Below are 26,341 nucleotides of genomic sequence, written 5' to 3' on the forward strand. Positions count from 1 at the left end.
TTGTAGAGAAGCGTTGGCGCACGCTGCGGTGCGCTCCTGTCTCTGTTGACAGCCATCGCCGGCAAATCAGCTCACATTTTTTTCAGGAAAGTGCGAAGGCCTTCATGCAGCCCGTGCCGCTCATGCCTTGCCCGCCCCGGCAGGCCGCACCATCACCCAGTAGCGCGAGAAGGAGTGGATTTCCACGGGCAGCGAGGAAGTCAGCGCGGCCAGCACGCGGTCGGTGTCGGCCAGCGGATAGGCGCCGGAGACGTGCAGGCCGGCCACGGCCGGGTCGCAGCCCAGGCGCCCGCGCCGGTAGCGGCCCAGCTCGGCCAGGAAATCCTCCAGCCGCATGCGCGAGGCCACCAGCATGCCTTCGGCCCAGGCGCTGGCCGCCGTGTCCAGCGCGCCGGAGTGCACGGCCTGCTGGGCCGTGAACGTGCCCTGCTCTCCCGCATTGATGCGCTGCGCGGCATGCAGGGCATGCGCGGGCCGCAGTTGCACGGCGCCTTGCAGCACGCCCACTTCGATGCCGGGCTCGCGCTCGCGCACCGTGAAGCGCGTGCCCAGGGCCTGGACGGCGCCCATGGCGGTCTGCACGATGAAGGGCCGGTGCAGGCTGTCCGGCGCGGTCTGCACGAGGATTTCGCCACGCACCAGCTCCAGCACGCGCTCGGCCGCGCCGTAGCGCAGATTGAGGGCGCTGCCGGTGTTGAGCACCACGCTGCCGCCATCGGGCAGCGGCAGCCGGCGCTGCTCTCCCACGGCCGCGACCTGGTCGGCCGTCCAGCCGCGCCAGGCCTGCGAGCGCACGACGGCCGCGGAGCCTGCGCCCGAGACCAGCAGCACGGCCAGCGCCTGCACCGCACGGCGCCTGCCGGCCGAGCCGGGTGCGGCCAATGCGGCCCGCGCCAGCGGCATGGGGATGCCGGCCATCTGGCTGCCCATGGATTCGATGCGCTGCCAGGCGGCCTCATGCTCGGGGCTGGCCGCACGCCAGCGCTGCAGGCCATCGTGCTGCCGGGCCTGGGCCTGGCCGGAGTTCAGTTGCAGCCACCATTGCACGGCCTGGCGGGCCACTTCGGCAGAAATGGGGGAAGAAGCGGAAGGGAACGCCTGCATGCCGCCTACTCCGGGAAGAAGCAGCGCATGGCCGCCTTGGCCAGATGCCGCTTGACCGTGGAGATGGAGATGCCCAGCTCGGCCGCGATCTCGCCATGGCCGAGCCCTTCGAGCTGGGCCAGCAGGAAGGCCTGCTTGGCCAGCGCGGGCAGGCGGCCCAGGCGCCGGTCTATCTCCACCAGGGTCTCCAGCACCATGAGCCGGACCTCGGGCGGCGGCGCCACGGGCTCGGGCATGGCGGCCAGGGCATCGAGATAGGCCTGCTCGATGGCGCGGCGCCGCACCTGGTTGATCAGCAGGTTGCGGGCAATGGTGGTCAGGTAGGCGCGCGGCTCCTGGAGCTGGTCCAGCCCCTTGGCGCCCAGCACCTTGAGGAAGGTGCTCTGCGCCAGATCGGCCGCGTCGAAGGCATTGCCCACCTTCTTGCGCAGCCAGCCCTGCAGCCAGCCGTGGTGGGCCAGGTACAGGGATTCGACATGGGCGGACAAGGAAGGCGATGAGCTGGACACGCGACGACCCGAGATTGAGAATAATTCTCAATTATAGGCAACTGCGACCCTCTTGCGACCCTGCTCTACCGCCTGCTGCTGCAGTCCGTTCCTCCTGGCCGCGTTTCAGAACTTGCCGCGCAGGGTGAGCGTCGCGCTGCGCGGTGCGCCGTAGACATTGCCCCAGGCCGGCGCGCCTATGGTCTGGTAGTAGGTCTTGTCGAACAGGTTGGCCACGCTCAGTGCCACGGACCAGTTGCGGTCGATCCGGTAGCCCAGGCGGGCAGACCACACGGCATAGGCTGGCTGCACATCGGTGATGGCGCCCACCGCGCGCGAGCTGGCGGTCTGGAAGTTGACGCCGCCGCCCACGTTCCAGGCGCTCCATTCGCCCGGCAGGCGGTAGTCGCTCCAGACCCGCAGCATGTGCTTGGGCGTGTAGGTGCTGGCGAACTCCACGCCGGCATTGGAGGTGTTGTCCAGGTACTTGAAATGGCTGAAGGTGTAGCCGGCAAACAGCTGCCAGCCGCGCGCCACCTCGCCGCTGATCTCGGCATCCAGCCCCTGGCTGCGGACCTTGCCCGCGGAGACATAGCAGTAGGTGCTGGCCGAGCAGGGGTTGACCAGGTCCTCTTCGGCGCGGTTCTTCTGGTCGATGCGGAACAGGGCCACGGCCGCGTTCACCCTGCCGTCCAGCAATTCGCCCTTCATGCCCACTTCCAGATTGCGCCCCTTGATGGGAGCCAGCAGGTCGCCGGCCGCCGTCACGGCGTTCTGGGCCTGGAAGATGTCGGAGTAGCTGGCATAGGCCGACCACTGGTCATTGAGCGCATAGACCAGGCCGCCATAGGGCGTGAGGACGCCGCTTTCCTTGTACGGGTCGTTGTAGGCCTCGCCCGTGTTGCGGTAGTTGCTGCTGCCCGTGAAGCGGGTGATGCGGGCGCCGCCGATCAGGGTCAGTGCATCGGTGAGGCCCAGCCGCGCCACGCCATAGGCGCCGGACTGGGTCATGCGGGTGCGGCTTTCATCGCCGCGATAGCGGTTGGCCAGGAATTCCGCGCGGGACGGCTCGCGGATGGCGGCGCTCGGGTCGAACACGTTGTTGGGCAGGCCCATGCGGATCAGCGAATAGTCGCTGTCGTTGACCATGCGGCCCGTGTTGGCGCCAAAGCTCAGCGAATGCCGGCGGCCGAAGGCGTCGAATTTGCCGTCCACCGCCACGTCCAGGGTCTTGTTGTCGGTGGTGACATCGAACAGGCCGGCATACATCTCGTTGCCCGCCAGCGTGGCGGGATTGATGGCCCCCAGGGCAAAGGCGTACTTCATGTCGTGCTTTTCCCGGGTGTAGCCTGCCGTGGCCTTGACGGTCCAGTCCGCGTTGAAGCGGTGCTGCAGCTCGGCAAACAGCGATGTCTGCTCGCTGTCCCAGCGGTTCCAGTCCGCGCCCAGGAAGGTGGAGCGCGGCAGCCGCAGGTCCGCCCCGTCGGCATAGCGCGGCAGGCCCTGGAAGAACGGCGTGGAGCGCAGCCGCTCGTGGGTGGCGCCCACCGTCAGCCGGGTCTGGGAGCTGAGGTCGTACTCCAGCACGCCGTAGAGCACGCCGGTGCGGCTGCTGGCCACGTCGTAGAAATAGTCGCGGCTATTGAGGCTGGCGACCACGCGCCCGCGCAGCGTGCCGGCCTCGTTGAGCGGGCCCGTGGCATCGATCTCGCTACGCAGGTTGTTCCAAGAGCCCACACCGGCCGAGACCTCCAACTGGCGCTCTGCCAGGGGGCGCTTGCGCACCATGTTGATGGCCGCGCTGGGAGAGCCCGCCCCCTGCAGCAGCCCCGTGGCACCGCGCACCACTTCCACGCGGTCCAGCGTGGCGGCGTTGCTGGTGAAGTTGTCGGCCTGCGGGTAGTAGAAGGCGCGGTTCACACCATCGAACTGGTAGGTATCCACGCGGAAGCCGCGCGAGTAGACATAGCGCCCGCCCATGGGGCTGTCGTACATGGTGATGCCCGTGGTGCTGGCCAGCACGTCGTCCACGGTGTGGAGGTTCTGGTCGTCCATGCGCTGGCGCGTGATCACGCTGATGGACTGGGGGATGTACTTGATCGCCTGCTCGCCCTTGCCCACCGTGACCGCGCGGGCCACGTAGCTGCCCGTGCCTTCGCTGGTGGCGCTGCGCTCGGCGCGGGCCGTCACCTGCACTTCGTTCAGGACCGTGGTGGAACCGGCACCAGCGCCGGCCGGTGCGGCCTGCCTGCGCAGCGTGTAGCTGCCATCGCTGCGCGCCACCATGTCCAGCCCGCTGCCGGCCAGCAGGCGCTGCAGCGCCTGCTGCGGCGCGTAGTGGCCGGACAGGGCCGGGCTGGTCAGCCCTTCGGTCAGCGCAGGATCGAAGGACAGCGAAATGCCCGCCGCCGTGGCCACGCCAGCCAGCGTGCGGCCCAGCGGCCCGGGCGCGATCTGGTAGGTCTGGGCTGCGGGGGCCGGTTCGGCCGCCTGCCCGGCGCCTGCGGCCAATGCCATGCCCAGCAGGGCCAGTCGGGCGGCATGCGCCAGGGGATGGAAAACGGGATGCGGCATGGGTACGGCAGGCATGGAAATCGGTCCTTGGAGGCGGTGAAGAAAGAAGCTCTTTCCCCGTTGCCAGCCGAGATCCGAAAAAGTGTCACCCTGCCTCGATTTTTTTAGTTCCTGGCGACCACGGTGATCCAGTAGCCGCGCATGCGCGTCTGCACGTCGACGGGATAGGTGGAGGCCAGCATGGTCAGCGTCCGGTCCGTATCGCCCAGCGGGAAGGAGCCGGACACGCGCAGCGCGCGCACCTCGGGCGCGCACTGCAGCAGGCCGGGCCGGTAGCGCGACAGTTCGGCGCAGAACGCGGCCAGCGGCATGGCGTCGGCCATCAGCATGCCGTGGGTCCAGGCCGTGGCCTCGGGCTGCAGGGGCTGGGGCGCGGTCACCTCCCCCGCTCGCAATACCGTTTGCTGACCGGCTTGAACGACCAGCGCCGGGCTGGCGGCGCCGCGCAGCGTGACCTCCACGGCGCCCTCGGTCACGGCCAGGCGCACGGGGCCGCCGTCCGCCCTCTCGCCCTCTTGCCGCACGGTGAAGCGGGTGCCCAGGGCGCGCAGCCGGCCATGGGCGGTGTCCACGACAAAGGGACGGTGCGGCGTGGCGGTATCGGCCGCCGTTTCTATGGAAATCGCGCCCTGGCGCAGGGTGAGCAGGCGCAGTGCGCCATCAAACCGGATGTCCACCGCGCTGGCCGTGTCCAGCAGGAGGCGGCTGCCATCGGCCAGATGCTCGGTGCGGCGCTCGCCGGTGGCGGTGCGCAGGTCGGCGCCCCAGCCGCGCTGGTCCGCCGCACTCCATACCAGCCAGCCTGCCGGCGCCACGGCCAGCAGCGCGGCCAGCCGGGCCACGGCGGCGCGGCGCTGGGCGCGGTGGCTTCGGGGCCGGTCCAGCGCCGGCATGGCCAGCGCTGCAGGCAGGCCGCCCAACTTGCCCAGCAGCCGCTCGGCGCGCTCCCAGGCCAGGGCATGCTGTGGGTCGGCCTGGCGCCAGCGCTCGCAGGCGGCGCGGTCGGCGTCGGTGGCGCCGCTGTCGTGCAGGCGCATCAGCCATTCGGCGGCCTCGTCGAGCACGCGCGCTTGCAGGGGCGTCTCCATCACGCCATTGCCACCAGGCATTGGCGAAACGCCTGGGCCATGTAGCGCTTGACGCTGGTGAGCGAGACCTCCAGCTGCTGCGCGATGTCCTCGTACTTCATGCCGTCCAGCTGGGACAGCAAAAACGTGCGCCGCACGATGGGCGGCAGCGCGTCCAGCATGGCGTCTATCTCGTGCAGGGTCTCCAGCACCAGGGCGCGCTGCTCGGGCGAAGGCGCCACGGGCTCGGGCAAGGCGGCCAGGGCTTCGAGGTAGGCCCGTTCCAGCGCCTGGCGCTTGTACCAGTTGACGAGCACGCCCTTGGCCACCGTGGTCAGGTAGGCACGCGGCTCCTGCACACCAGCCAGGTCGCGCACGCCCAGGATGCGCACGAAGGTGTCCTGCGCCAGGTCCGCCGCATCCGCCCCGTTGCCCAACCTGCGGCGCAGCCAGCCCTGCAGCCAGCCATGGTGGCCGGCATAGAGGGCAGAGATTTCGCGGTGCAAAGGGCTGGAGGCGACGTTGGAGGCTGGGGCGGATGGCATGGTAGGACCCGATGGCTTGAAGGCGGGAGTCACCATCAAACAAGAATCATTCTCAAATCATTGTAACCAGCGGAATCACTTGCCTAAGAGTGCCATCAGGCGGACCATCCAAAGGCGAACAGTGGGAGCAAGTGCGACCAGAGTGGCTGACATCCAGCTGCTGCGCCGGATCGGTATCATTTAGAAACAATCAATCATCAGCTCAGCATCCATCAGGAGAGCGAACCATGTTCGAAACGCGGGTAGCAGGCACGGCAGGACAACAGGCGCTGTGGAGCACGCTGGACAAGGCCATGGCGCTGGCGGAATTCACGCCCGAAGGCCGGCTGATGCGCGCCAATGCCAATTACGAGGCCATCCTCGGCTATCCGGCCACGGGCGCTGAAGGTCTGCTTCACAGCGATCTGTGCACGCAGGCCCAGGCCGACCCGGCCGCCTACGGTCAGTGGCGCCAGCGCTGGGGCGCGGGCGAGACGGTTTCGCGCGTGGGAGAGCACCGGCGCCGCGACGGAAGCACGTGCTGGCTGGAGGCCACCTATGCGCCCGTGCTCGATGCGGCCGGCGCCCTCAGCCATGTGCTGTGCATTGCCACCGATGTCTCGGCCCGCATGCTGGCCGACCGCCGGCGGCAGGAGCACATGCGGCGCCTGTCCCTGGTGGCAGACGCCACCGACGCGGCCGTGGTGATCGCCGATGGCAACTGGACCATCAGCTATGTGAATGCGGGCTTCAGCCGCATGTTCGGCTGGACCAGCGAGGAAGTGGTGGGCCGTGCGCCCATCGCCCTGCTGGTGCCCCATGCCTCGCCCGAGTTCACGGCCGCCTACCGTGCCGAGCTGGACGCGGGCAAGCCCGTGTACCGTGAGGAGATCCTGGTGGGCAAGGACGGCGAGCGCTACTGGGTCAGCGCCCAGGCCAATCCCGTGATGGGGCCGGACGGGCGGCTGCAGACCACGGTGACGGTGATCACCGACATTACCGAAGCCAAGATGCATGAGGTGCTGCAGCGGCGCGCCCTGGAGGCCATGGCCCGCGACCAGCCGCTGACCGAGGTGCTGGACCTGGTGTGCCGCGAGGTCGAGCGCATTGCGCCCGATATCGCGGTCTCGGTGCTGGAAGTCGATGACCAGAACCGCCTGCATCCGCTGGCCGCGCCCAGCCTGCCGGCCTCCTATTCGGCGGCGCTGGACGGCGTGCCCATCGGCCCCAATGTCGGCTCCTGCGGCGCGGCGGCCTTTCACAACCGGCCCGTGCTGGTGGGCGACATCGCCACCGACCCGCTGTGGGCCGACTACAAGCACCTCATCCTGCCGCTGGGGTATACGGCCTGCTGGTCCACGCCCATCTGCGGGCTGCAGGGCGGCGTGGCCGGCACCTTTGCCTTCTACTACCGCCATTTCAACCGGCCCGGCCCCGATCCCTTCCACCAGCGGCTGGTGGAGGCCTGCACCGACCTGTGCGCGCTGGCGCTGGAGCGCGAGCAGGCACGCCGCCGCATCCGGCAGCTGGCCTTCTACGACGGGCTGACCACCCTGCCCAACCGCAGCCTGCTGCTGGCCCAGGCCGAGCAGGCGCTGTCCGTGGCTTCGCACGAGGGCCACGAGCTGGCCGTGGTCTTCATCGACCTGGACCGTTTCAAGCAGGTCAACGATTCGCTGGGCCACCCGGCCGGCGACCGGCTGCTGTGCAGCGTGGCCCAGCGCATTCAGGCGGAGCTGCGCACGGGCGACATTGCCGGACGGCTGTCGGGCGACGAGTTCGTCATCGTGCTGCCACACTGCGGCGGTGCGCAGGCGGCCGAGGTGATAGAGCGGCTGCAGTCGGCACTTGGCGAGCCCTGCATGATCGACGACGTGTCCCTGGCCAGCACGGCCAGTTGCGGCATTGCCGTGTTTCCCGCCGACGGGCGCGACATGGAGACCCTGCTGCACCGCGCCGACATGGCCATGTACCAGGCCAAGTCGGGCGGGCGCGGGCTCTACAGCTTCTTCAGCCCCGAGATGAACCGCCTGGCCCAGGAGCGCCTGGTGCTGGAGACGGCGCTGCGCGATGCCCTGCGCAGCGGCGGCCTGCGACTGCACTACCAGCCCCAGCTCGACCTGAAGGACGGGCGCCTCTACGGCGTGGAGGCCCTGGCGCGCTGGAGCCATGCGGAATTCGGCGAGATCTCGCCCGCACGCTTCATTCCGCTGGCCGAGGAATGCGGCCTGATCGGCGAGCTGGGCACCTGGGCACTGCGCGAGGCCTGCCGCCAGCTGGGCGAGTGGCGCAGCCGGGGCATCGACGTGCCGGCCATGTCGGTCAACCTCTCGCCCACCAGCTTTCACAACCTGGACCTGCCGCGCATGATTGCCGACACGCTGGAGCACAACGCGCTCAAGCCGCAGGACCTCACGCTGGAGATCACCGAAAGCCTGCTGCTGGACACCAACCCGGGCACCATGCGCACGCTGCAGGCCGTGCATTCCCAGGGCGTGCGCCTGTCCATGGACGACTTCGGCACGGGCTACTCCAGCCTCAGCTACCTGCGGCGCCTGCCGGTCAGCGAGCTCAAGCTGGACCGCAGCTTCGTCGCCGACCTGGAGCACGACGAGGCCGCCCAGGCGCTGAGCAACGCCATCCTGGGCATAGGCCGCAGCCTGCACCTGACCGTGGTGGCCGAGGGCGTGGAGACGGCAGCGCAGAACACCATCCTGCGCGAACAGGGCTATCCGGTGGCACAGGGCTATCTGTTTTCTCGCCCGCTGCCGGCCGCTGATCTGGAGCGGTGGCTGCAGGCATCGAGCGCGCCGGCCGGCCTGGCGACGGACGTGTGAGCGGACGTGTGAACGGGCATGTGAACGGGCATGTGAGCGGACCAGGCCATGCGCGCGGAGACCTTGGCCGGCAAAAGTAACAATCCGCAATAAATATTCGGACTGGACCTATTTTTCCCTAAGCCTCGCCGGCAAGTGACCGATATCTGCGGCATGGCGGCGGCTGAGTGTCGGCCCCGCTGATCGCCACAGATCGCCACCGTTTCCGCCGACTCCCAGCCCCAGCCGCTCATCCGCTTTCGCTCTTCGCCATACGGCACTCCCCCACCATGATGTTTTTCCGCAATCTGAAGCTGGCCCCCAAGCTGCTGGCCTCCTTCATCGCCCTGCTGCTGCTGACCGCAGGCCTGGGCCTGTTCTCCGTGGTCCAGCTGGACCGCGTCAACCAGACCGCCACCGACCTGGCCCACCATTGGATGCCTGCCGAGCGCGTGCTCCTGGAGATGCGCTACCAGCTGCAGCGCTACCGCTCGCAGACCATGCAGCATGTGCTGGCCACCTCCATGGAAGAGATGGCCGTCTACGACAAGAACATGCCCGCGCTGTGGTCCGAGCTGCTGAAGAACCAGCAGGCCTTCGAGCGCTATGCCAATACGGCACGCGAGCGCGAGCTGATGGCCGGCATCAAGGACGATCTGGGCCAGTACGCGCAGCACACGGCAAAGATCGTGGACCTGTCCCACGCCCTGCGCACCGACGAGGCGTCCGAGCTGCTGCGCGGCGATTCGGTCAAGACCAGCCGCGCCATCAACAGCAAGCTCGATGAACTGATCAAGCTCAACGCCCAAGGCATCGAAGATGCCAACCAGGCCGGTGACGACATCTTCACGGCTGCGCGCTGGTGGGTGATCGCCCTGCTGGTGGGCGCCGTGGTCTTCGGCCTGGCCATGGCCCTGCTGATCGCCCGCAGCGTGGCGCGCCCCCTGCAGCAGGCCGTGAGCCTGGCGCAGGCCGTGGCCGCAGGCGACCTGGGCAGCCGCATCGAGGTGCATGGCAAGGACGAGACCGGCCAGCTGCTGCTGGCCCTGCAGCACATGAACGAAAGCCTGCAACGCATCGTGGGCCAGGTGCGCCAGGGCACGGACTCCATCGCCACGGCCAGCGGCCAGATCGCATCGGGCAACCAGGACCTGTCGGCCCGCACCGAGGAGCAGGCCAGCTCGCTGGAGCAGACCGCCGCCTCCATGGAGGAGCTGACCTCCACCGTCAAGCAAAACGGCGCCAACGCCCAGCAGGCCAACCAGCTGGCCGCCGCCGCGTCCCAGGTCGCCGTGCGCGGCGGAACGGCCGTGGCCCAGGTGGTGCAGACCATGTCCGCCATCAACGATGCCTCGCGCAAGATCGTGGACATCATCGGCGTCATCGACTCCATCGCCTTCCAGACCAACATCCTGGCGCTGAATGCCGCCGTGGAAGCGGCCCGCGCCGGCGACCAGGGCCGGGGCTTTGCCGTCGTCGCCTCGGAAGTGCGCACCCTGGCCCAGCGCTCGGCCGCCGCCGCCAAGGAGATCAAGCAGCTCATCGACGACTCGGTGGGCAAGGTCGAGGAAGGCAGCGCCCAGGTCGATTCGGCCGGCAAGACCATGGAGGAGATCGTGGCCAGCGTGCGCCGCGTGACCGACATCATGGGCGAGATCTCGGCCGCCAGCCATGAGCAGACGGCCGGTATCGAGCAGGTCAACCAGGCCGTCACGCAGATGGACCAGATGACCCAGCAGAACGCGGCCCTGGTCGAGGAATCGGCGGCGGCCACCGGCGCCCTGCAGGCCCAGGCCAAGGCGCTGGCCGAGGTGGTGAGCGTGTTCAAGCTCTCGCCGTCCACCGGCATGCTGGGCAGCAGCCGCGGTGTCAGCCACGCCGCCGCCGTGGCAGCGCCCCGCCAAACACCGGCGGCGCCCCGTCCGCATCTGGCGCCTGCCGCTCCCAAAGGCGCTGTGCCGGCACGCGCTTCGGCCGCCCTGCCTTCTGCAACTGGTGCGGCCGGTGCAGCCGGCCCGGCCTGCCGTGACCGCACCTGCCAGGGCCAAGGCCAAGGCGGCCAGCACGGCCTCCGACGACGATTGGGAAACCTTCTGAACCAGGTTTTCACCCGCCCCGCCCGGGGGCGGACACACCGGCCAAGGCCCGACCAGCTCCTGCTGGCCGGGCCTTTTTTCCGGGCGCCTCGCAGGCGGATCACGCCCCTGCCATGGCCAAGCCCTTCAAATCTGCCATGATCGACCGCTGCAAGCCCTTGTTTTGAAAGCCCTCGCCAGTCTGCCGCCCTCCCGCAGCCCCGCGCGACAGGCGCTTGGCCCGGCACGGTGCCCCAGCATGAGAAAATCGGCGATTCAGCCAAGAACACATTCATCAGAAGACGGAACACATCATGGAAGCAGAACGCATCAACCTCATCGGCAACACCCTCGAAGATCTGTCGCAGCGGACGGCAGATCTACGGAGGTATCTTTGACTACGATGCAAAGTACGAACGACTGCGCACGGTAAATGCCTCGCTGGAAGATCCCAGCGTCTGGAACGACCCCAAGAAGGCCCAGGAACTGGGCAAGGAAAAGAAGCTGCTCGACGGCGTCGTGCTGACGCTGCAAAAGCTCACCACCGAGCTGGCCGACAACGCCGAGCTGTTCGAGATGAGCAAGGAAGAAGGCGATGAGACCGGCCTGCTCACCATCGAGGGCGAGACCGCCAAGCTGCAGCCCCTGATCGAGGAACTGGAGTTCCGCCGCATGTTCGGCAAGGAAGCCGATCCGCTGAACTGCTTCGTGGACATCCAGGCCGGCGCCGGCGGCACCGAAGCCTGCGACTGGGCCGGCATGCTGCTGCGCCAGTACCTGAAGTACGCCGAACGCAAGGGCTTCAAGGCCACGGTCGAGGAAGAGACGCCGGGCGACATCGCCGGCATCAAGAGCGCGACCATCCACATCGAAGGCGAGTACGCCTACGGCCTGCTGCGCACCGAAACCGGCGTGCACCGCCTGGTGCGCAAGTCGCCCTTCGACAGCTCGGGCGGCCGCCACACCAGCTTTGCCTCGCTGTTCGTCTATCCCGAGATCGACGACTCGATCCAGATCGAGATCAACCCCTCGGACGTGCGCACCGACACCTACCGCGCATCGGGCGCCGGCGGCCAGCACATCAACAAGACCGACTCGGCCGTGCGCCTGACGCACATCCCGACCGGCATCGTCGTGCAATGCCAGGATGGCCGCAGCCAGCACAGCAACCGCGACGTCGCATGGCAGCGCCTGCGCTCCAAGCTCTACGAGCACGAGATGCAAAAGCGCATGGTGGAGCAGCAAAAGCTGGAGGACACCAAGACCGATGTGGGCTGGGGCCACCAGATCCGCTCGTACGTGCTGGACAACAGCCGCATCAAGGATTTGCGCACCAACGTCGAAATCTCGGCCACCCAGAAGGTGCTGGACGGCGACCTCGACGCTTTCATCGAAGCCTCGCTCAAGCAAGGCCTCTGAGTTCCAAGCCCCTGGGCGGCACCCGCCGCACAGGGGCTTGGACTCTGTCCCCTGATATTGGCATAGGAAGGAATCTGTATGCTGCAACTGCGTGACGGGCAGGCCCCTGCCACCGCCATCCACCGCGCCGACTACCAGGCTCCTGCCTGGTGGATCGACACCGTGGACCTGACCTTCGATCTCGATCCGGCCAAGACCCGCGTGCTCAACAAGATGCGCGTGCGCCGCAACACCGAGGTGCCGGCGCAGCCGCTGCGCCTGGACGGCGATGAACTGAACCTTGCGCGCGTGCTGGTCAACGGCGGCGGCACCTCGTTCAAGATGGACGGCGACCAGCTCGTGCTGGAGAACCTGCCCGAGGGCGGCGACCCCGTCGATCTGGAAATCTTCACCACCTGCGCGCCCGCCAAGAACACCAAGCTCATGGGCCTGTATGTGAGCCAGGGCACGTTCTTCACCCAGTGCGAGGCCGAGGGTTTCCGCCGCATCACCTATTTCCTGGACCGTCCCGACGTGATGGCCATGTATACCGTGACGCTGCGCGCCGACAAGACCGCGTACCCGGTGCTGCTGTCCAACGGCAACCTGGTCGAGCAAGGCGCGCTGGAAGACGGCCGCCACTTCGCCAAGTGGGCCGATCCGCACCGCAAGCCCAGCTACCTGTTCGCCCTGGTGGCCGGCAACCTGGTTGCGCGCGAGCAAAAGATCAAGAGCCGCGCAGGCCGCGACCACCTGCTGCAGGTCTTCGTGCGCCCCGGCGACCTGGAGAAGACCGAGCACGCCATGAACTCCCTCATGGCCAGCGTGGCCTGGGACGAGGCCCGCTTCGGCCTGTCCCTGGACCTGGACCGCTTCATGATCGTCGCCACCAGCGACTTCAACATGGGCGCCATGGAGAACAAGGGCCTGAACGTCTTCAATACCAAGTACGTCCTGGCCAGCCAGTCCACGGCCACCGACACCGACTACGCCAACATCGAGTCCGTCGTCGGCCACGAGTACTTCCACAACTGGACCGGCAACCGCGTCACCTGCCGCGACTGGTTCCAGCTGTCGCTCAAGGAAGGCCTGACCGTCTTCCGCGACCAGGAATTCAGCATGGACATGGCGGGCAGCCCCTCGGCGCGCGCCGTCAAGCGCATCGAGGACGTGCGCGTGCTGCGCACCGCCCAGTTCCCCGAGGATGCAGGCCCCATGGCCCACCCGGTGCGACCCGACAGCTACATCGAGATCAACAACTTCTACACCGTCACCATCTACGAAAAAGGTGCCGAGGTCGTGCGCATGCAGCACAACCTGGTGGGCCGCGAAGGCTTCGCCAAGGGCATGAAGCTGTATTTCGAGCGCCATGACGGCCACGCAGTGACCTGCGACGACTTCGCCCAGGCCATGGCCGACGCCAACCCCGACAGCGAACTGGCCCGGCGCCTGGACCAGTTCAAGCGCTGGTACAGCCAGGCCGGCACGCCACAGCTGCGCGCCGAAGGCAGCTATGACGCGGCCGCCCGCACCTACACGCTGACGCTGAGCCAAAGCTGCGCGCCCACGCCCGGCCAGGCCGAGAAGCTGCCCTTCGTCATCCCCGTGCAGATGGGCCTGCTGGGCCAGGACGGCCGCGCGCTGACCCTGCGCCTGCAGGGCGAAGATGCGCAGGCAGCCGGCGACAGCCGCCTGTTGGTGCTGTCCGAACCCAGCCACAGCTTCGTCTTCACCGACGTGGACCAGGAGCCCGTGCCCTCGCTGCTGCGCGGCTTCAGCGCCCCCGTGGTGCTGCAGCACAGCGACAGCGATGCCGCCTTGCTGACCCTGCTGGCCCATGACAGCGATGCCTTCAACCGCTGGGAAGCCGGCCAGCGCCTGGGCCTGCGCATCGCGCTGCAGGCCATTGGCGACACCTCCATCACGGCAGACGCCAGCGGCCAGATCGCCGCTGCCCTGCTGCCGGCCTCCTTTGTCGAAGCCATGCGCGGCGTGCTGCGCCATCCGCAGCTGGATGCGGCCTTCAAGGAACTGATGCTGACCCTGCCCGGCGAAAGCTACATTGCCGAGCAGCTGGCCGTGGTCGATCCTCAGCGCGTGCACGCCGTGCGCGAAGCCATGCGCCAGCAACTGGCCACCGAGCTGCAGGCCGACTGGCAGCAGGCATGGCAGGAGCACAGCGACACCGGCGCCTACCGCCCCGACCCCGTCAGCTCCGGCCGCCGCGCCCTGTCCGGCATGGCACTGTCCATGCTGTGCCTGGCCGCGCGCGCCTCGGGCGACACGGTCTGGCCCGGCAAGGCGCTGCAGCGCTTCAAGGACGCAGGCAACATGACCGACCGCATGAGCGCCCTGACGGCACTGGTGCAAAGCGGCCACCCGCTGGCCGCCCAGGCCCTGGCACGTTTCCACAAGCTGTTCCAGCACGATGCACTGGTCCTGGACAAGTGGTTCGCGCTGCAGGGCGGCGCCTGCGACCGTGGCGGCAACGTGCTGCCGGCCGTCAAGCAGCTGATGAAGCACCCCGACTTCCAGATCAAGAACCCCAACCGCGCGCGCAGCCTGATCTTCAGCTACTGCAGCGCCAATCCCGGCGCCTTCCACCGCGCCGACGCGGCGGGCTACGTGTTCTGGAGCGAGCGCGTCATCGAGCTGGACGCCATCAACCCCCAGGTCGCCGCCCGCCTGGCGCGTGCCCTGGACCGCTGGAGCAAGCTGGCCGAGCCCTACCGCACCGCTGCACGTGAAGCCATCGCCCGCGTGGCGGCTCGCGCCGAACTCAGCAACGACGTGCGTGAAGTCGTCACCCGCGCCCTCGCGGATTGACGAGCCACCCCCTGAGTCGCTTCGCGCCTTCCCCCTTGCAGGGGGACGACACCCTCGGTGCGAGGCGGCTCTTCCTCGGTGTCCCTGGCTTGAGCAGCGCCGGTTTTATGCTGCAAGCCAGGAATCACTGAAATGCTGTTCATCAGCAGATGCATACGCCATGCCGCATCTGCTCCCGGATTTTTAGGAGTTGAACCCATGAAGAAAAACGTCAGCCTGACCCGCTACCTGGTCGAGCAGCAACGCGTGGACGGCCTCATCCCCGGCCAGCTGCGCCTGCTGCTGGAAGTCGTGGCACGCGCCTGCAAGCGCATCAGCCAATCCGTCAACAAGGGCGCCATCGGCGACGTGCTGGGCACGGCCGGCAGCGAGAACGTGCAGGGCGAAGTCCAGAAGAAGCTGGACATCATCGCCAACGAGGTGCTGATCGAGGCCAACGAATGGGGCGGCCACCTGGCGGCCATGGCCTCCGAGGAAATGGAAGGCATCTACCTGGTGCCCAACCGCTACCCGCACGGCGAGTACCTGCTGATGTTCGATCCGCTGGACGGCTCGTCCAACATCGACGTCAACGTCTCCATCGGCACCATCTTCAGCGTGCTCAAGAAGCCCGAAGGCCACCCCGGCGTGACCGAGGAAGACTTCATGCAGCCCGGCACCCAGCAGGTCGCCGCCGGCTACTGCATCTACGGCCCGCAGACCACCCTGGTGCTGACCGTGGGCGACGGCGTCTCCATGTTCACGCTGGACCGCGAGCAAGGCTCCTTCGTGCTGGTGCAGGAAAACATCCGCATCCCTGAAGACACCAAGGAATTCGCCATCAACATGTCCAACATGCGCCACTGGGACACCCCCGTCAAGCGCTACGTGGACGAATGCCTGGCCGGCGTGGAAGGCCCGCGCGGCAAGGACTTCAACATGCGCTGGATCGCCTCCATGGTGGCCGACGTGCACCGCATCATGACCCGCGGCGGCATCTTCATGTACCCCTGGGACCGCCGCGAGCCCAACAAGCCCGGCAAGCTGCGCCTGATGTATGAAGCCAACCCCATGGCCTGGCTGGTCGAACAGGCCGGCGGCGCCGCCACCAACGGCAAGCAGCGCATCCTCGACATCCAGCCCACGCAGCTGCACGAACGTGTGAGCGTCATCCTCGGCTCGAAGAACGAAGTCGAAAAAGTGACGCAATACCATTCCGAGGCATGAATTTGCCGTTATAATTTTTGTCTGTCGCCGGTGTAGCTCAGTTGGTAGAGCAGCTCATTCGTAATGAGAAGGTCGAGGGTTCGATTCCTTTCTCCGGCACCAAACAAGAAGCCCCTGGTTCGCAAGAGCCAGGGGCTTTTTCGTTGGGTACTCTGAGTGCATTCCGGCAACAATGATCAGGTGCGGATAGGCTGAGCCACCAGACGCACGCCAAGAGCGCCACAGACGCGACGGATGGTGTCAAACCGAGGCTGGCTGCCCGGCCGCAGTGCCTTGTACAAAGCCTCCCGGGTCAGACCGCTGGCACTGGCTATCTCGCTCATGCCGCGCGTGCGTGCGATCACGCCAAGGGCATGGGCCAGTTCGGAGGGGTCATCTTCTTCCAGCACCAAGGACAGATAGGCAGCCACGTCCTCATCGGTTTTCAGGTGCTCGGCCATGTCAAAGGTGGGAAGGTCAGCAATCTTGGTCATGGTCAGTTCTCCAGGGTCTTGGACAGGGCAATTGCAGCCGCAATGTCCACCTGCTGGGTTGCCTTGTCGCCACCACCCAACATAGCTACCAGCACGTAACACGCAAAGCTAACGGCGAAACCACCTCAGTGGTCAGAATTTCTGCAGCTGGACATGGGTCTTGTGCCATCAGGCCAGCACGACAAGTCGCCAATCCGCAGCGGGCTGCCAATGCACTTCTTCGCTTCCTGATATAGCCACCTCGGGCAGGGGCCCAGGCATGCAAAGCGCCAGGCACACGGCCTGTGCATCGCAATCCCGGCCTTGCCACAGGCGGCCGTGGGCCAGGGGCGGCCCAGCCATGTCGAGCGCAGCGCAGACGGGTATCCACGCAAGCTGCCGCATCCGGACAAAGTCCAGGCCCTGGCCCAGGCTCTTGAAATAGGCCTCCTTCAGGCTCCACAGCTGCACCAGGCTGTGCTGCAGGCGGGCTCCGTCCTGCGCCTGAAGCCATGCGCGTTCGGGCGGGGAGCACACCATCTCGGCCATGGCATGCACGTCGCGCTGGCGGTGCGCAGCCCTTCGCTCAAGGTCCACGCCTACCGGGCCTTGTGCGGCGGCGCAGGCCAGCCAGCCGGCGCTGTGCGAGAGGCTCAAACGGGGCTTCGCTCCAAAAATGCCACCCTCCCCGCCTTGCTCCACGTGGGGGGCAGCATTGCGGGGCGCTGCCAGCCGCCAGGTCGATGCGGCATCGTGCCCGCCGGCCAGCAGCAGGCGCATGGCATAGCGGCAGGCGATGAATTCGCGCTGGCGCGCCTCGCGCATGCCGGCATGGCGCTCCCGCTCCGAGTCCGTCAGCCAGCCCGCAGCCAGCGACTGCGCATTGGCCCACAAGGGCGCCTGCGCCCCCAACAGCAAGGCGCAGGCGGCCGGCGCGCTCAAATCACCGGCCTACGCGGGCATAGGTGCCCTTGAAGGTCACGCCGGCCATCACATTGCCTGCGCGGCATTCGAAATTGACCGGGTCCCGGGTGGATTGCTTCTTGTTGAAGCTGTGCAGGTCCACCACGGCGTTGGCGCCCTTTTGCTTGGCCTTGGCCTCGAAGGCCATCAGGGCAGACAGCGCTGCCCAGTTGCAGGCCGTGGCATCGTCCTTGCCCACGCCGTTGGTTTTCTTGTTGGACACGTCATCGCCCAGCTTTTCGGAGATGGCGGGCGTGCTGGCACCGGACAGGTGAAAGCTCACGCTGCCGTCGAGCTTGCCCTGCTCCAGGCCGAGCTTCACCACGTCGGCCAGCGGCAGCATCACTGCTTCATTGCGGGCATGTACCGCCGTTGCGGCCACCAGCGCCATGGCTGCCAAGATCATCTTTCTCATGGAAACTCCCTCTCTGTAAAAAAGCATGGAACAGGGACAGCGATGGATTACGGGGCACTGATTTTCTTCATCAGATTCCGGACCCAGCGGTTGTAGTTGGGATGGATCTCCCGCTTGCCATCGCCTTCCGAGTAATTCAGATTCACGCTGTGCAGATAGCTGATCCGGTAGGTATCTGTGTTGTAGTGCACCGCGATGTTGACCTGGTGCTTGCCTTGCTTGTCGTAGTGCAGCTCCAGGCGGCCCGGCTCGTCGCCGACCACCACCCAGCCCAGCGACTTCGACGCCACCACGATGCGATCGTGCAACTGCTGCGTCGTAGTCTCGGGCGAGGCGGTCCACATGACCGCCGGGGGTTCATAGATGTCCGTGCTTCGTGCCACCGCGCTGCCTGCGGCCAGGGCAAGGACCAGGACAATGGCGGCGGTTCTCGTCTGTTTCATTTCACTGGCTCCTGTTGCTTCCAACGTCGAAAAATCAATGAGGTGTTGATGCCGCCAAAGGCAAAGTTGTTGCTCATGACGATATCGGTGTGCAAGGCACGCGGCTCGCCCATGACGTAGTCCAGATCGGCGCAGCGCGGATCGGGTTGCTGCAGATTGGCGTTGGCTGCAAACCAGCCTTCACGCATCATCTCGATGCTCATCCAGGCTTCCAGCGCGCCGCAGGCGCCCAGCGTGTGGCCCATGTAACCCTTGAGGCTGCTGATGGGCACCTGGCTGCCGAGCACTTCGCGGGTGGCCTGCGATTCGGCAATGTCCCCCTGGTCCGTGGCCGTGCCGTGGGCGTTGACGTAGCCGACCTCCGAAGGTTCGATCCCCGCGTCATCAAGCGCCATGCGCATGGCCTGGGCCATGGTGGCGGCGTTGGGCTGCGTCACATGGGTGCCATCGGAGTTGCTGGCAAAGCCGATCAACTCGGCCCGGATGCAGGCGCCCCGGGCAAGTGCATGCTCCAGCTCTTCGAGCACCAAGGTGCAGGCGCCCTCGCCCAGCACCAGGCCGTCGCGCCGGGCGTCGAAGGGACGTGGCGTGCACTCGGGGCTGTCGTTCTTGACGCTGGTCGCAAACAGGGTGTCGAACACTGCCGCCTGCGTGGCATCCAGCTCCTCGGCCCCGCCGGCCAGCATGGCAAGCTGCTTGCCGCTCTGAATGGCCTCGAAGGCATAGCCCAGGCCCTGGCTGCCCGAGGTGCAGGCGCTGGACGTCGTGATGACGCGGCCCGTGGTTCCGAAGAACACGCCGATGTTCACCGCCGCCGTGTGCGACATCATCTTGATGTAGGTGTTGGCGTTGATGCCCTCGGTGCTCTTGTCGGCCATCATGCGGCCGAAGTCGCCGATGGCCGAGGGCGTCCCCGCAGAAGACCCATAGGACACGCCCATGTGCCCGCTTTTGACGAAGGCATCGCCCAGCAGGCCGGCATCGGCCAGTGCCAGCTCGCTGGCGCGCGTGGCCATCAGGGCAACGCGGCCCATGCTGCGCATGGTCTTGCGGTTGTAGTGCGCCGGCAGATCGAAGGATGGCACGGTGCTGCCCAGCCGGGTGCTCAGGCCCTCATAGGCAGCCCACTCGTCCATCACCCGGATGGCGGTTTTGCCGGAGCGCAGTCGCTCCCGCACCGTGGCCCAGTCGTGGCCCAGGGGACTCAAGGCGCCCACGCCCGTGACGACCACACGCCGTTTGCTTGCTGCGCTCATCCCACCATCCCTCCATTGACGGAGATGACCTGGCGCGTGACGTACGAGGCCTCGCCGCCCATGAGGAAGGCGACCGCACCTGCCACCTCGTCCACCGTGCCCATGCGGCGCATGGGAACCAGCGCCAAGGCATGTTCGAGCACTTCCTCGCTGACCATTTCCGTGTCGATCAGGCCGGGCGCCACGCAATTGACCGTGATCTCGCGCTTGGCCAGCTCCACGGCCAGGGACTTGGTGGCTGCGATCACCCCGGCCTTGGCCGCGCTGTAGTTGGCCTGGCCCCGGTTGCCCATCAGGGCGGAGACCGAAGCCAGCGTCACGATGCGCCCCGGCTTGCGGCGGCGCACCATGGGCATGACCACCGGGTGCAGCACGTTGTAGAACGCATCCAGGTTGGTATGCACCACGGCATCCCACTCTTCGCCCGTCATGGCGGGAAAGGCGTTGTCCCGGGCGATGCCGGCATTGCAGACCACGCCGTAGTAGGCGCCGTGCTGTTCCATGTCGGCCTCAAGCGCCAGAGCGCAGGCAGCGCGGTCTGCCACATCGAACTGCAGCACGCGGGCCTGCCGGCCCAGCGCGGCAATGTCGGCCACCGTCTGCAGGGCCTGCTCGCGGCCGCTGCGGCAATGGACCACGATGTCGAAACCATCGCGCGCCAGGCGCAGGGCGATGGCCCGGCCTATGCCCCGGCTCGACCCGGTCACCAGCACCGTGGCTGGCTGGGCGATTGCACTCATGCTTGTCCAACTCCTTCTTGCTCCAGCGCCTGTATGAATGCGCTGCCATTGTCTGGTTCGTAAACGGATATGCGGGCCTGGGCGAGCACGCGGTCCTCGCCCAGGGGCTGGATGCGGCAATCGAACATGCCCAGGCCATTGGTGCCCACCAGTTCGCAGTGCACGCTCACGCGCAGCACGCTGCCCGGGGAAAAATGTGCGCAGGCCGCCTGGAACTTGCGCGTGCCCAGCAAAAAACCCAGCTTGACGGGCCGCCCGGCCTGCACCGCCTGCCAGCCGGCCCAGGCGGCCACGGTCTGGGCCATGTACTCCAGCCCCACCCAGGCGGGCATGCCGGCGTCCTGCAGAAACAGGCCATCACGCGGCACGGTGACCTGCGCATGGGCGCTGTCGGCAGATGCATCGAGCAGGCAGTCCAGCAGCAGCATCACGCCGCGATGGGGCACGTAGTTTTCAATCGGTAGAAATGCGTTCATCTCGATGGCTCCTCAGGCAGCGGCCAGCAGCAGGGCGCAGTTGCTGCCGCCAAAGGCAAAGGAATTGCTGAGCACGGCCCGGGGCGCACGCCCCAGCGCCATGCCCGGGCGGACCACGGCCAGGGCGGGCAGTTCGGGCGCCTGCTCGCCATCCCACCAGTGCGCAGGAAGCCGGCCCTGCGGGTTGTCGTGCAGCAGGTGCCAGGCCATGGCCGCTTCCAGCGCCCCGGCCGCCGCCAGGGTGTGGCCGGTCAGCGGCTTGGTGGAGCTCACGGGCGTTGCTTCGCCGAACACGCTGTGAATGGCCAGGCTTTCCATGGCGTCGTTGTGCACCGTGGCCGTGCCGTGCAGGTTGATGTAGTCCACGTCACCGGGCCGCATGGCCGCACGCCGCAGCGCCTGCTCCATGGCCTGGATGGCGCCCTGGCCGGATGGGTCGGGGGCCGACATGTGGTGGGCATCCTGGGTCTCGCCCCAACCGGCCAGACGCACGGGGCCTGGCTCTCGCGTCAGCAGGAAGAACGCCGCGCCCTCGCCCAGGTTGATGCCGCTGCGCCGGGCAGACAGCGGGTTGCAGCGCTGGTCCGACACGGCCTGCAGCGCGCTGAAACCGGCCACGGTGAAAGCGCACAGCGCATCCACCCCGCCGGCCAGCACGGCATCGACCAGGCCGGCCTGCAGCCAGCGCGCGGCAGATGCCAACGCCTTGGCCCCGGAGGAGCAGGCGGTGGAGAGGGTGTGCGCCGGCCCCTGGATGCCCAGGTGCTGGGCCAGGAACTCCGACACATTGCCCATTTCCTGCAAGGCGTAGTCAAAGTCCTGCGGGAACCGGCCCTGTGCATGCCAATGGGCGGCGGCGGCTTCGCCCTCCTGCACGCCGGCCGTGCTGGTGCCCACCACCACGCCCACACGCGCCGGGCCCCAGCGCGACAGGGCCTGCTCCACCGAGCCGCGCACGCCCTGGGCGGTGTGCCATGCCAGGGCGTTGTTGCGCGATCGCTGCGGCGGCGGTGCCCAGTCCAGCGTGGGGAGCACCACATGGGGCGGCAGGCAGCCCAGCGGCAGGTGCCGGCCCGGGCTGTAGCGGTCGCTGCACTGCAGGCTGTCGGGGGCCTGGGTGGCGAACAATGCGGCGCGCAGGCTGGCCGCATCGGCACCCAGGGCGCTGGTGGCTGAAAGGGTTTGCACAAACACGGCCTGTGCCGTCGGGGTGACTACGGTCATGCGCCCTCCCCTGCATTGGCACAGGGACGCATGCCGCCGGGCGAGGCAACGCGCAGTTGCCAGGCGCCTGCGGCATACACGATCTCGAACCCGTCGCTGCCGGCAGGCCGGATCTCGACGCGCGTCTGCCCTTGGTGAGACAGGTGTCTGGCCGATCCACCGGACATTCCGACCTCTTCCAACACCCAGGATGCAGGCAAGGCCTGCGCAATGGCATCCACCGGCCACAGCGCCAGCTGCATGTCGCCGAGCACCTGCGCCGGCGCCAGTTGCGCCGGCCACCAGCGTGACAGCTCGGCCTGCAGCTGCCGCCCATCCCAGACGATCACGCCCACGCGCTGCCCCAGGTGGACCAGCGCCAGGCGCACCGTCTGCGCATCGACCTCCAGCAGCGCGTCCAGTTCCTGCGCGGGCTGGCCAGGCGCCTGCACCACCAGATGCTGCTGCAGAGCCAGCGCGCAGCCCAGCGCAGCCGGCGGCAATGCCAGCCGCGGCGGCGTGGCATTGCCCTGCGGTGCACGCGCCTCTGGTGCGGTGGAGCAGCCTGCCAACGCGCTGGCCGTGATGATGGCAGCGCTCACGGAGCACACCGCGAACAAGGCTGGCGCACGCTGGCACGCAAGGGCCGGGAAAAGACGCAGCCGCCTCATGCCATCACCCCCTGCCCCGGCTGGCAAAGCTGGCTCAGCACGTTCAGGCGGCGCTCCGGCTCGGCCACATAGGGGTTGCGTCCATCCCAGGCGTAGCCGGCGAGGATGGACGAGATCATGCGGCGGATGTCCGGCGCATGCGACGGGTGGAAGATCACGTCCTGGAAGCTGCCGTCGTACCAGCCCTGCACGAAGGCACGGAAGGTATCGACACCTGCCTGCAGCGGCTGGGCATAGTCCTGTTGCCAGTCCACCGCCTCGCCCTGCCAGCTGCGGGCGATGCAGTCGGCGGCCAGGCTGGCCGACTTCAGGGCAATGGTCACGCCGCTGGAGAACACCGGGTCCAGAAACTCGCCCGCATTGCCCAGCAAGGCATAGCCCGGGCCCCACAGCGCCATCACATTGGCCGAGTAGCCCGTGAGCGAACGCCCGGGCGTGTCCCACCGGGCATTGCGCAGCACTTGCGCGAGGCTGGGCGTCTCGGCAATGATGGCGCGCAGGCGCTCGACCTCGGAGCCCGCATGGCGCTCCAGGAATTCGGGCGTGGCGACAACGCCCTGCGAGCTGCGGCCATTGGAAAACGGAATGGTCCAGAACCACACATGCCGGTGCTCGGGATGCACGGAAATCAGGATCTTGTCGCGGTCCATGTCCTGTGCCGCGATGCGATCCTCGACATGCGTGAACAGGGCCGCACGCACGGGAAAACCGGAGGGCCGCTCCAGCCCCAGCATGCGCGGCAAGATGCGCGCAAAGCCGCTGGCATCCAGCAGATGGCGGGCCTGCACCACATATTCCTCGCCTTGCGGCGTGCGGGCCGTGACCTGCGGCTGGGCGCCTGCCACGTCCACGCCGGTCACCGTATGGCGATAGCGGATCTCGGCGCCCGCCTTCTGGGCGGCATCGGCAAGCACCTTGTCGAAATGGGCGCGCTGCACCTGGTACGTCGTGCCCCATCCGCAGGAGAACTTGTCACGGAAGTCGAAGGCCGTGCGCAGATCGCCCCGGGCGAAGGCCGCGCCGTTCTTGTGCTGGAAGCCCGCCTCCACCACGTCCTGCAGCATGCCGGCCTGCTCGATGTAGGCCATGCTTTGCGGCAGCAGGCTCTCGCCAATGGAAAAGCGCGGGAACTCTTCCTTCTCCAGGATGAGCACCCGGCGCCCCTGCCGGCGCAGCAGGCCCGCCGCCACGGCGCCGGAGGGGCCGGCGCCAATGATCAGGATTTCAGTCTGTTCGGTACGTTGCATGTACGGTGTCTTTTTCAGAGAGAGGTGCCGGCAGGCGCCTGCGGCGGCGCGCGAAACAGCGGCGCCAGCACCAGCACCAGCGGCAGGCCCAGCATCAGCGTGACGCCAAAGGCCCGCAAGGCCGGCGTCTGGGACAGGCCCAGCAGGCCGAACGACAGCCAGGTGCTGGCCGCGCCGATCACCACGGCCAGCCAGGCGTGGGGATCGTCCTCGTGCTCCTGCAGGAAGATGCCGTAGTCGATGCCCACGCCCAGCAACAGCATCAGCGCCAGCACGTTGAAAAGCTGCCAGGGCTGGCCCCAGACGGACAGGACCACCGCCACCGCCAGACTGGCCAGCACGGTGGGCAGCCAGGCTCGCCAGGCCTGGCTGCCAAAGCGCAGCCACAGAGCCGCCAGCACCAGGCCGTGGCCCAGCACCAGCAGTTGCGTCATCGACAGGCGGTAGCGCTGCAGCAGGCCGGAGATCTCGGCGGGCTTGTCCACCCAGACCACGCCCTCCAGCCCATGCGCTGCCTGCGCCAGCCCCGGCAGTGCGGCCTGACCGGCCACGCCGCGCAGCATGAGCATGCTGCGCCAACGGCCATCGCGCTCGCCCAGCCACAGGGGGCCGGCCGCCGCAGAGATGGACTGCTCCAGCCAGGCCTGCACGGTCAGGGGCTGCACCGGTGCGGCGGCAGGCGCACTGAAAGACTCGCCCAATTGGGCATTGATCCCTTGCCGCACCTGGTCCTCGACACGGCGCACCAGGGCCAGATCCTCGCTCTGGCGCCGGGCGGAAGGCACCCAGTCGGACACAGCCGTGTAACCGGCAAGCTGACCATGCTGCACCAGCACATCAAGCCGCTGCTTGAGCAGCTCCTCGCGCTGCAGCAGCTCCTGGTCGCTGGCCCCGTCGAGCAGGTAGAACTGGGCCGGGCTGGGCAGGCCCAGCATGTCACCCACCTGGCGCTGCTGGGCAACCAGGGCAGGCGCGCCGTTTTGCAGCTGGCGCACATCGTCCTGGATGTTCAGGCGCCCACCCCACGCCAGCCAGGCCGCCATGGCGGCACACAGCACCACCGAACCCGGCAGCGCTGCGCGCCAGCGCGGCCAGGCCACCAGGCTCAGGCCTATGCGCCGTGCAGCGGGGCTGGCGGGCATGTGGCCCCGGTCCAGCCAGGGGAACCAGCAGACCACGGTCAACATGGCGGCGGCCAGTCCCACCACGGAGAAAACGGCCATCTGCCGCAGTCCCGGGAAAGCCGCGACGCCCAGTGCCAGATAGGCAATCACGCTGGTGCCCAGCGCCAGCCACAGTGCCGGCAGCAGGGAACGCATCAGCGCATGCGGCGTGCGCCGTGGGGCGCCCTGCCGGGCAGCAAAGTAGTGAATGCCATAGTCCTCGGCCACACCCACCAGACTGGCGCCGAACACCAGGGTCAGCAAATGCACCTGGCCGAACAGGGCCGCCGTCACGCTCAGTGCCACCGCCGTGCCGATCAGCAGGGACAGGCCCACCAGGGCCATCGGGCGCACGGCGCGAAATGCCAGCCACGCCAGCAACAGGACAGCGGCAAGGGAGCCCCAGCCGATGGTGTTGATCTCGCCATGCGCCTGCGTGGCCGCTGCCTCGGCATGCAGCGGTACGCCGGCCACCAGCAGTTGCGCATCGGGCCATTGCCGGCGCACATCGGCCAGGGCCTGCTGCAGCGCATCCTGCAGCACGGGTTCGCCTGACAGGCGAAACGCCGAGCCCGACAGCGCGTACTGCAGCAGCACCCACTGCTGCCCCTGCCCGGACACCCACAGCTCACCGTCGCGCGGCCGCGCATGGCTTTGCGCAGCGCGCGCCGTCCACCAGGGGGTCCACAGGCCCAGGGGATCACGAATCCAGTCGGTCAACCGCGCCTGCAGGCCGGGCTGGTACAGGTCCTGCAGGACCTGCTGCACCAGGACCTCACCCGGCGTGTGCTGCAGCCGGTCGCGCTGCTGCGGCGTAAGCAGGGACTGGCGCCAGGGCTGGTAGAAATCCAGGGCCGCCTGCATGGAGACCTGCTGCGCCAGCGCCTGTTCGCGCAGCGGCGCGGCCGCCTGACGTGAAAGGCTTTGCCGCAACTGCTGTGCAGCCTGTCGGCTGCCGGCCCAGTCGGGCGTACCCAGCAGCACGGTGACCTGGCGCGACAACTGGTCGGCCAGCTGCTGCGTGGCGCGCGTCACCTCGGGCGCCTGTTCATTGACCGGCAGCAGTGCCAGCACATCGGTGTCCATGCGCTGGCCATGCCAGAAATGCCATTGGTGCACGGCCACCACCAGCACGGCCAGCAGCCAGGCCAATGCGGCTGCACGCCACAGAAGGCCGGGACGGTCCTGGCTGCCGGTGTCGTGCGCGGGGGATGGACTGGTGCTCATGGCGCTG

The 26,341-nt window shown here is 67.8% G+C and carries 20 protein-coding genes, 1 tRNA gene and 1 pseudogene; 6 read left to right on the forward strand and 16 right to left on the reverse strand.

Annotated elements, in window-relative coordinates; all coding sequences use genetic code 11:
* Positions 1 to 120 precede the first annotated feature (120 nt).
* The 5 genes from U6958_RS20040 to U6958_RS20060 all read right to left on the reverse strand — a co-directional run bounded on the left by U6958_RS20040 (position 121) and on the right by U6958_RS20060 (position 5,778).
* The gene (locus tag U6958_RS20040; protein ID WP_074923606.1) at positions 121 to 1,104 is read right to left on the reverse strand and encodes a FecR domain-containing protein; all 984 of its coding nucleotides are present in this window, start codon (positions 1,102 to 1,104) and stop codon (positions 121 to 123) included.
* A 5-nt stretch (positions 1,105 to 1,109) separates the two neighbouring features.
* Positions 1,110 to 1,592, reverse strand: coding sequence for a sigma-70 family RNA polymerase sigma factor (locus U6958_RS20045; RefSeq protein ID WP_016450750.1), 483 nt, complete (start codon positions 1,590 to 1,592; stop codon positions 1,110 to 1,112).
* Between the two features lie 126 nt (positions 1,593 to 1,718).
* Positions 1,719 to 4,181 carry a TonB-dependent receptor gene (locus U6958_RS20050; RefSeq protein WP_074923607.1) on the reverse strand — a complete coding sequence of 821 codons (2,463 nt, stop codon included), beginning with the start codon at positions 4,179 to 4,181 and terminating at the stop codon, positions 1,719 to 1,721.
* Positions 4,182 to 4,270: 89 nt separating this feature from the next.
* Positions 4,271 to 5,275, reverse strand: a complete 1,005-nt coding sequence (locus U6958_RS20055) for a FecR domain-containing protein (RefSeq protein ID WP_074923608.1) — start codon at positions 5,273 to 5,275, stop codon at positions 4,271 to 4,273.
* The gene (locus U6958_RS20060) at positions 5,254 to 5,778 is read right to left on the reverse strand and encodes a sigma-70 family RNA polymerase sigma factor (protein WP_074923609.1); all 525 of its coding nucleotides are present in this window, start codon (positions 5,776 to 5,778) and stop codon (positions 5,254 to 5,256) included. Before U6958_RS20060 ends, U6958_RS20055 begins: the two co-directional genes overlap by 22 nt.
* A gap of 227 nt (positions 5,779 to 6,005) precedes the next feature.
* Here U6958_RS20060 and U6958_RS20065 point away from each other — a divergent pair, with 227 nt between their 5' ends.
* From U6958_RS20065 to U6958_RS20090, 6 genes and pseudogenes are all read left to right on the forward strand, one after another.
* Positions 6,006 to 8,594, forward strand: coding sequence for a GGDEF and EAL domain-containing protein (locus U6958_RS20065; protein WP_074923610.1), 2,589 nt, complete (start codon positions 6,006 to 6,008; stop codon positions 8,592 to 8,594).
* A 269-nt stretch (positions 8,595 to 8,863) separates the two neighbouring features.
* A pseudogene (locus U6958_RS20070) lies at positions 8,864 to 10,670 on the forward strand (methyl-accepting chemotaxis protein).
* A gap of 292 nt (positions 10,671 to 10,962) precedes the next feature.
* Positions 10,963 to 12,067, forward strand: a protein-coding gene (gene prfB / locus U6958_RS20075; protein WP_126312227.1) for a peptide chain release factor 2 whose coding sequence is annotated in 2 segments (ribosomal slippage) — positions 10,963 to 11,043 and positions 11,045 to 12,067 — 1,104 coding nt in all. Because the reading frame shifts where the segments join, the coding sequence is not laid out codon by codon here.
* A 78-nt stretch (positions 12,068 to 12,145) separates the two neighbouring features.
* The gene (gene pepN / locus U6958_RS20080) at positions 12,146 to 14,872 is read left to right on the forward strand and encodes an aminopeptidase N (protein ID WP_016450620.1); all 2,727 of its coding nucleotides are present in this window, start codon (positions 12,146 to 12,148) and stop codon (positions 14,870 to 14,872) included.
* A 198-nt stretch (positions 14,873 to 15,070) separates the two neighbouring features.
* Positions 15,071 to 16,078 carry a class 1 fructose-bisphosphatase gene (locus tag U6958_RS20085; RefSeq protein WP_016452944.1) on the forward strand — a complete coding sequence of 336 codons (1,008 nt, stop codon included), beginning with the start codon at positions 15,071 to 15,073 and terminating at the stop codon, positions 16,076 to 16,078.
* Between the two features lie 26 nt (positions 16,079 to 16,104).
* Positions 16,105 to 16,180 (forward strand) — tRNA-Thr (locus U6958_RS20090).
* A 74-nt stretch (positions 16,181 to 16,254) separates the two neighbouring features.
* On the opposite strand, the gene U6958_RS20095 is transcribed toward U6958_RS20090, so the two are convergent.
* The 11 genes from U6958_RS20095 to U6958_RS20145 all read right to left on the reverse strand — a co-directional run bounded on the left by U6958_RS20095 (position 16,255) and on the right by U6958_RS20145 (position 26,334).
* Positions 16,255 to 16,551, reverse strand: a complete 297-nt coding sequence (locus U6958_RS20095) for an addiction module antidote protein (protein WP_017406814.1) — start codon at positions 16,549 to 16,551, stop codon at positions 16,255 to 16,257.
* A gap of 168 nt (positions 16,552 to 16,719) precedes the next feature.
* Entirely contained in the window at positions 16,720 to 17,472 is a 753-nt protein-coding gene (locus tag U6958_RS20100) for a 4'-phosphopantetheinyl transferase superfamily protein (protein ID WP_074923611.1), read from the reverse strand.
* 1 nt (position 17,473) lies between these two features.
* On the reverse strand, positions 17,474 to 17,908 hold the full coding sequence (locus U6958_RS20105) for a hypothetical protein (RefSeq protein WP_026062752.1): 435 nt from the start codon (positions 17,906 to 17,908) through the stop codon (positions 17,474 to 17,476).
* 47 nt (positions 17,909 to 17,955) lie between these two features.
* Complete coding sequence (locus tag U6958_RS20110; protein WP_046239896.1) at positions 17,956 to 18,351, reverse strand: hypothetical protein; 396 nt, start codon at positions 18,349 to 18,351, stop codon at positions 17,956 to 17,958.
* Entirely contained in the window at positions 18,348 to 19,607 is a 1,260-nt protein-coding gene (locus U6958_RS20115) for a beta-ketoacyl-ACP synthase (protein WP_074923612.1), read from the reverse strand. Before U6958_RS20115 ends, U6958_RS20110 begins: the two co-directional genes overlap by 4 nt.
* Positions 19,604 to 20,347 carry a 3-ketoacyl-ACP reductase FabG2 gene (locus U6958_RS20120; RefSeq protein ID WP_074923613.1) on the reverse strand — a complete coding sequence of 248 codons (744 nt, stop codon included), beginning with the start codon at positions 20,345 to 20,347 and terminating at the stop codon, positions 19,604 to 19,606. Before U6958_RS20120 ends, U6958_RS20115 begins: the two co-directional genes overlap by 4 nt.
* Positions 20,344 to 20,823, reverse strand: coding sequence for a hotdog family protein (locus U6958_RS20125; protein WP_061287592.1), 480 nt, complete (start codon positions 20,821 to 20,823; stop codon positions 20,344 to 20,346). Before U6958_RS20125 ends, U6958_RS20120 begins: the two co-directional genes overlap by 4 nt.
* Before the next feature lie 12 nt (positions 20,824 to 20,835).
* Positions 20,836 to 22,047 carry a beta-ketoacyl-ACP synthase gene (locus U6958_RS20130; RefSeq protein ID WP_074923614.1) on the reverse strand — a complete coding sequence of 404 codons (1,212 nt, stop codon included), beginning with the start codon at positions 22,045 to 22,047 and terminating at the stop codon, positions 20,836 to 20,838.
* On the reverse strand, positions 22,044 to 22,628 hold the full coding sequence (locus tag U6958_RS20135; protein ID WP_167368428.1) for a DUF3261 domain-containing protein: 585 nt from the start codon (positions 22,626 to 22,628) through the stop codon (positions 22,044 to 22,046). Before U6958_RS20135 ends, U6958_RS20130 begins: the two co-directional genes overlap by 4 nt.
* A 65-nt stretch (positions 22,629 to 22,693) precedes the next feature.
* Complete coding sequence (locus tag U6958_RS20140) at positions 22,694 to 23,944, reverse strand: NAD(P)/FAD-dependent oxidoreductase (protein ID WP_074923616.1); 1,251 nt, start codon at positions 23,942 to 23,944, stop codon at positions 22,694 to 22,696.
* Between the two features lie 14 nt (positions 23,945 to 23,958).
* Positions 23,959 to 26,334 (reverse strand): MMPL family transporter, encoded by a 2,376-nt coding sequence (locus tag U6958_RS20145; protein WP_074923617.1) that lies wholly within the window; start codon positions 26,332 to 26,334, stop codon positions 23,959 to 23,961.
* Positions 26,335 to 26,341: the final 7 nt, after the last annotated feature.

Source organism: Delftia lacustris, from assembly GCF_040267515.1.
Lineage (GTDB): Bacteria > Pseudomonadota > Gammaproteobacteria > Burkholderiales > Burkholderiaceae_C > Comamonas > Comamonas tsuruhatensis.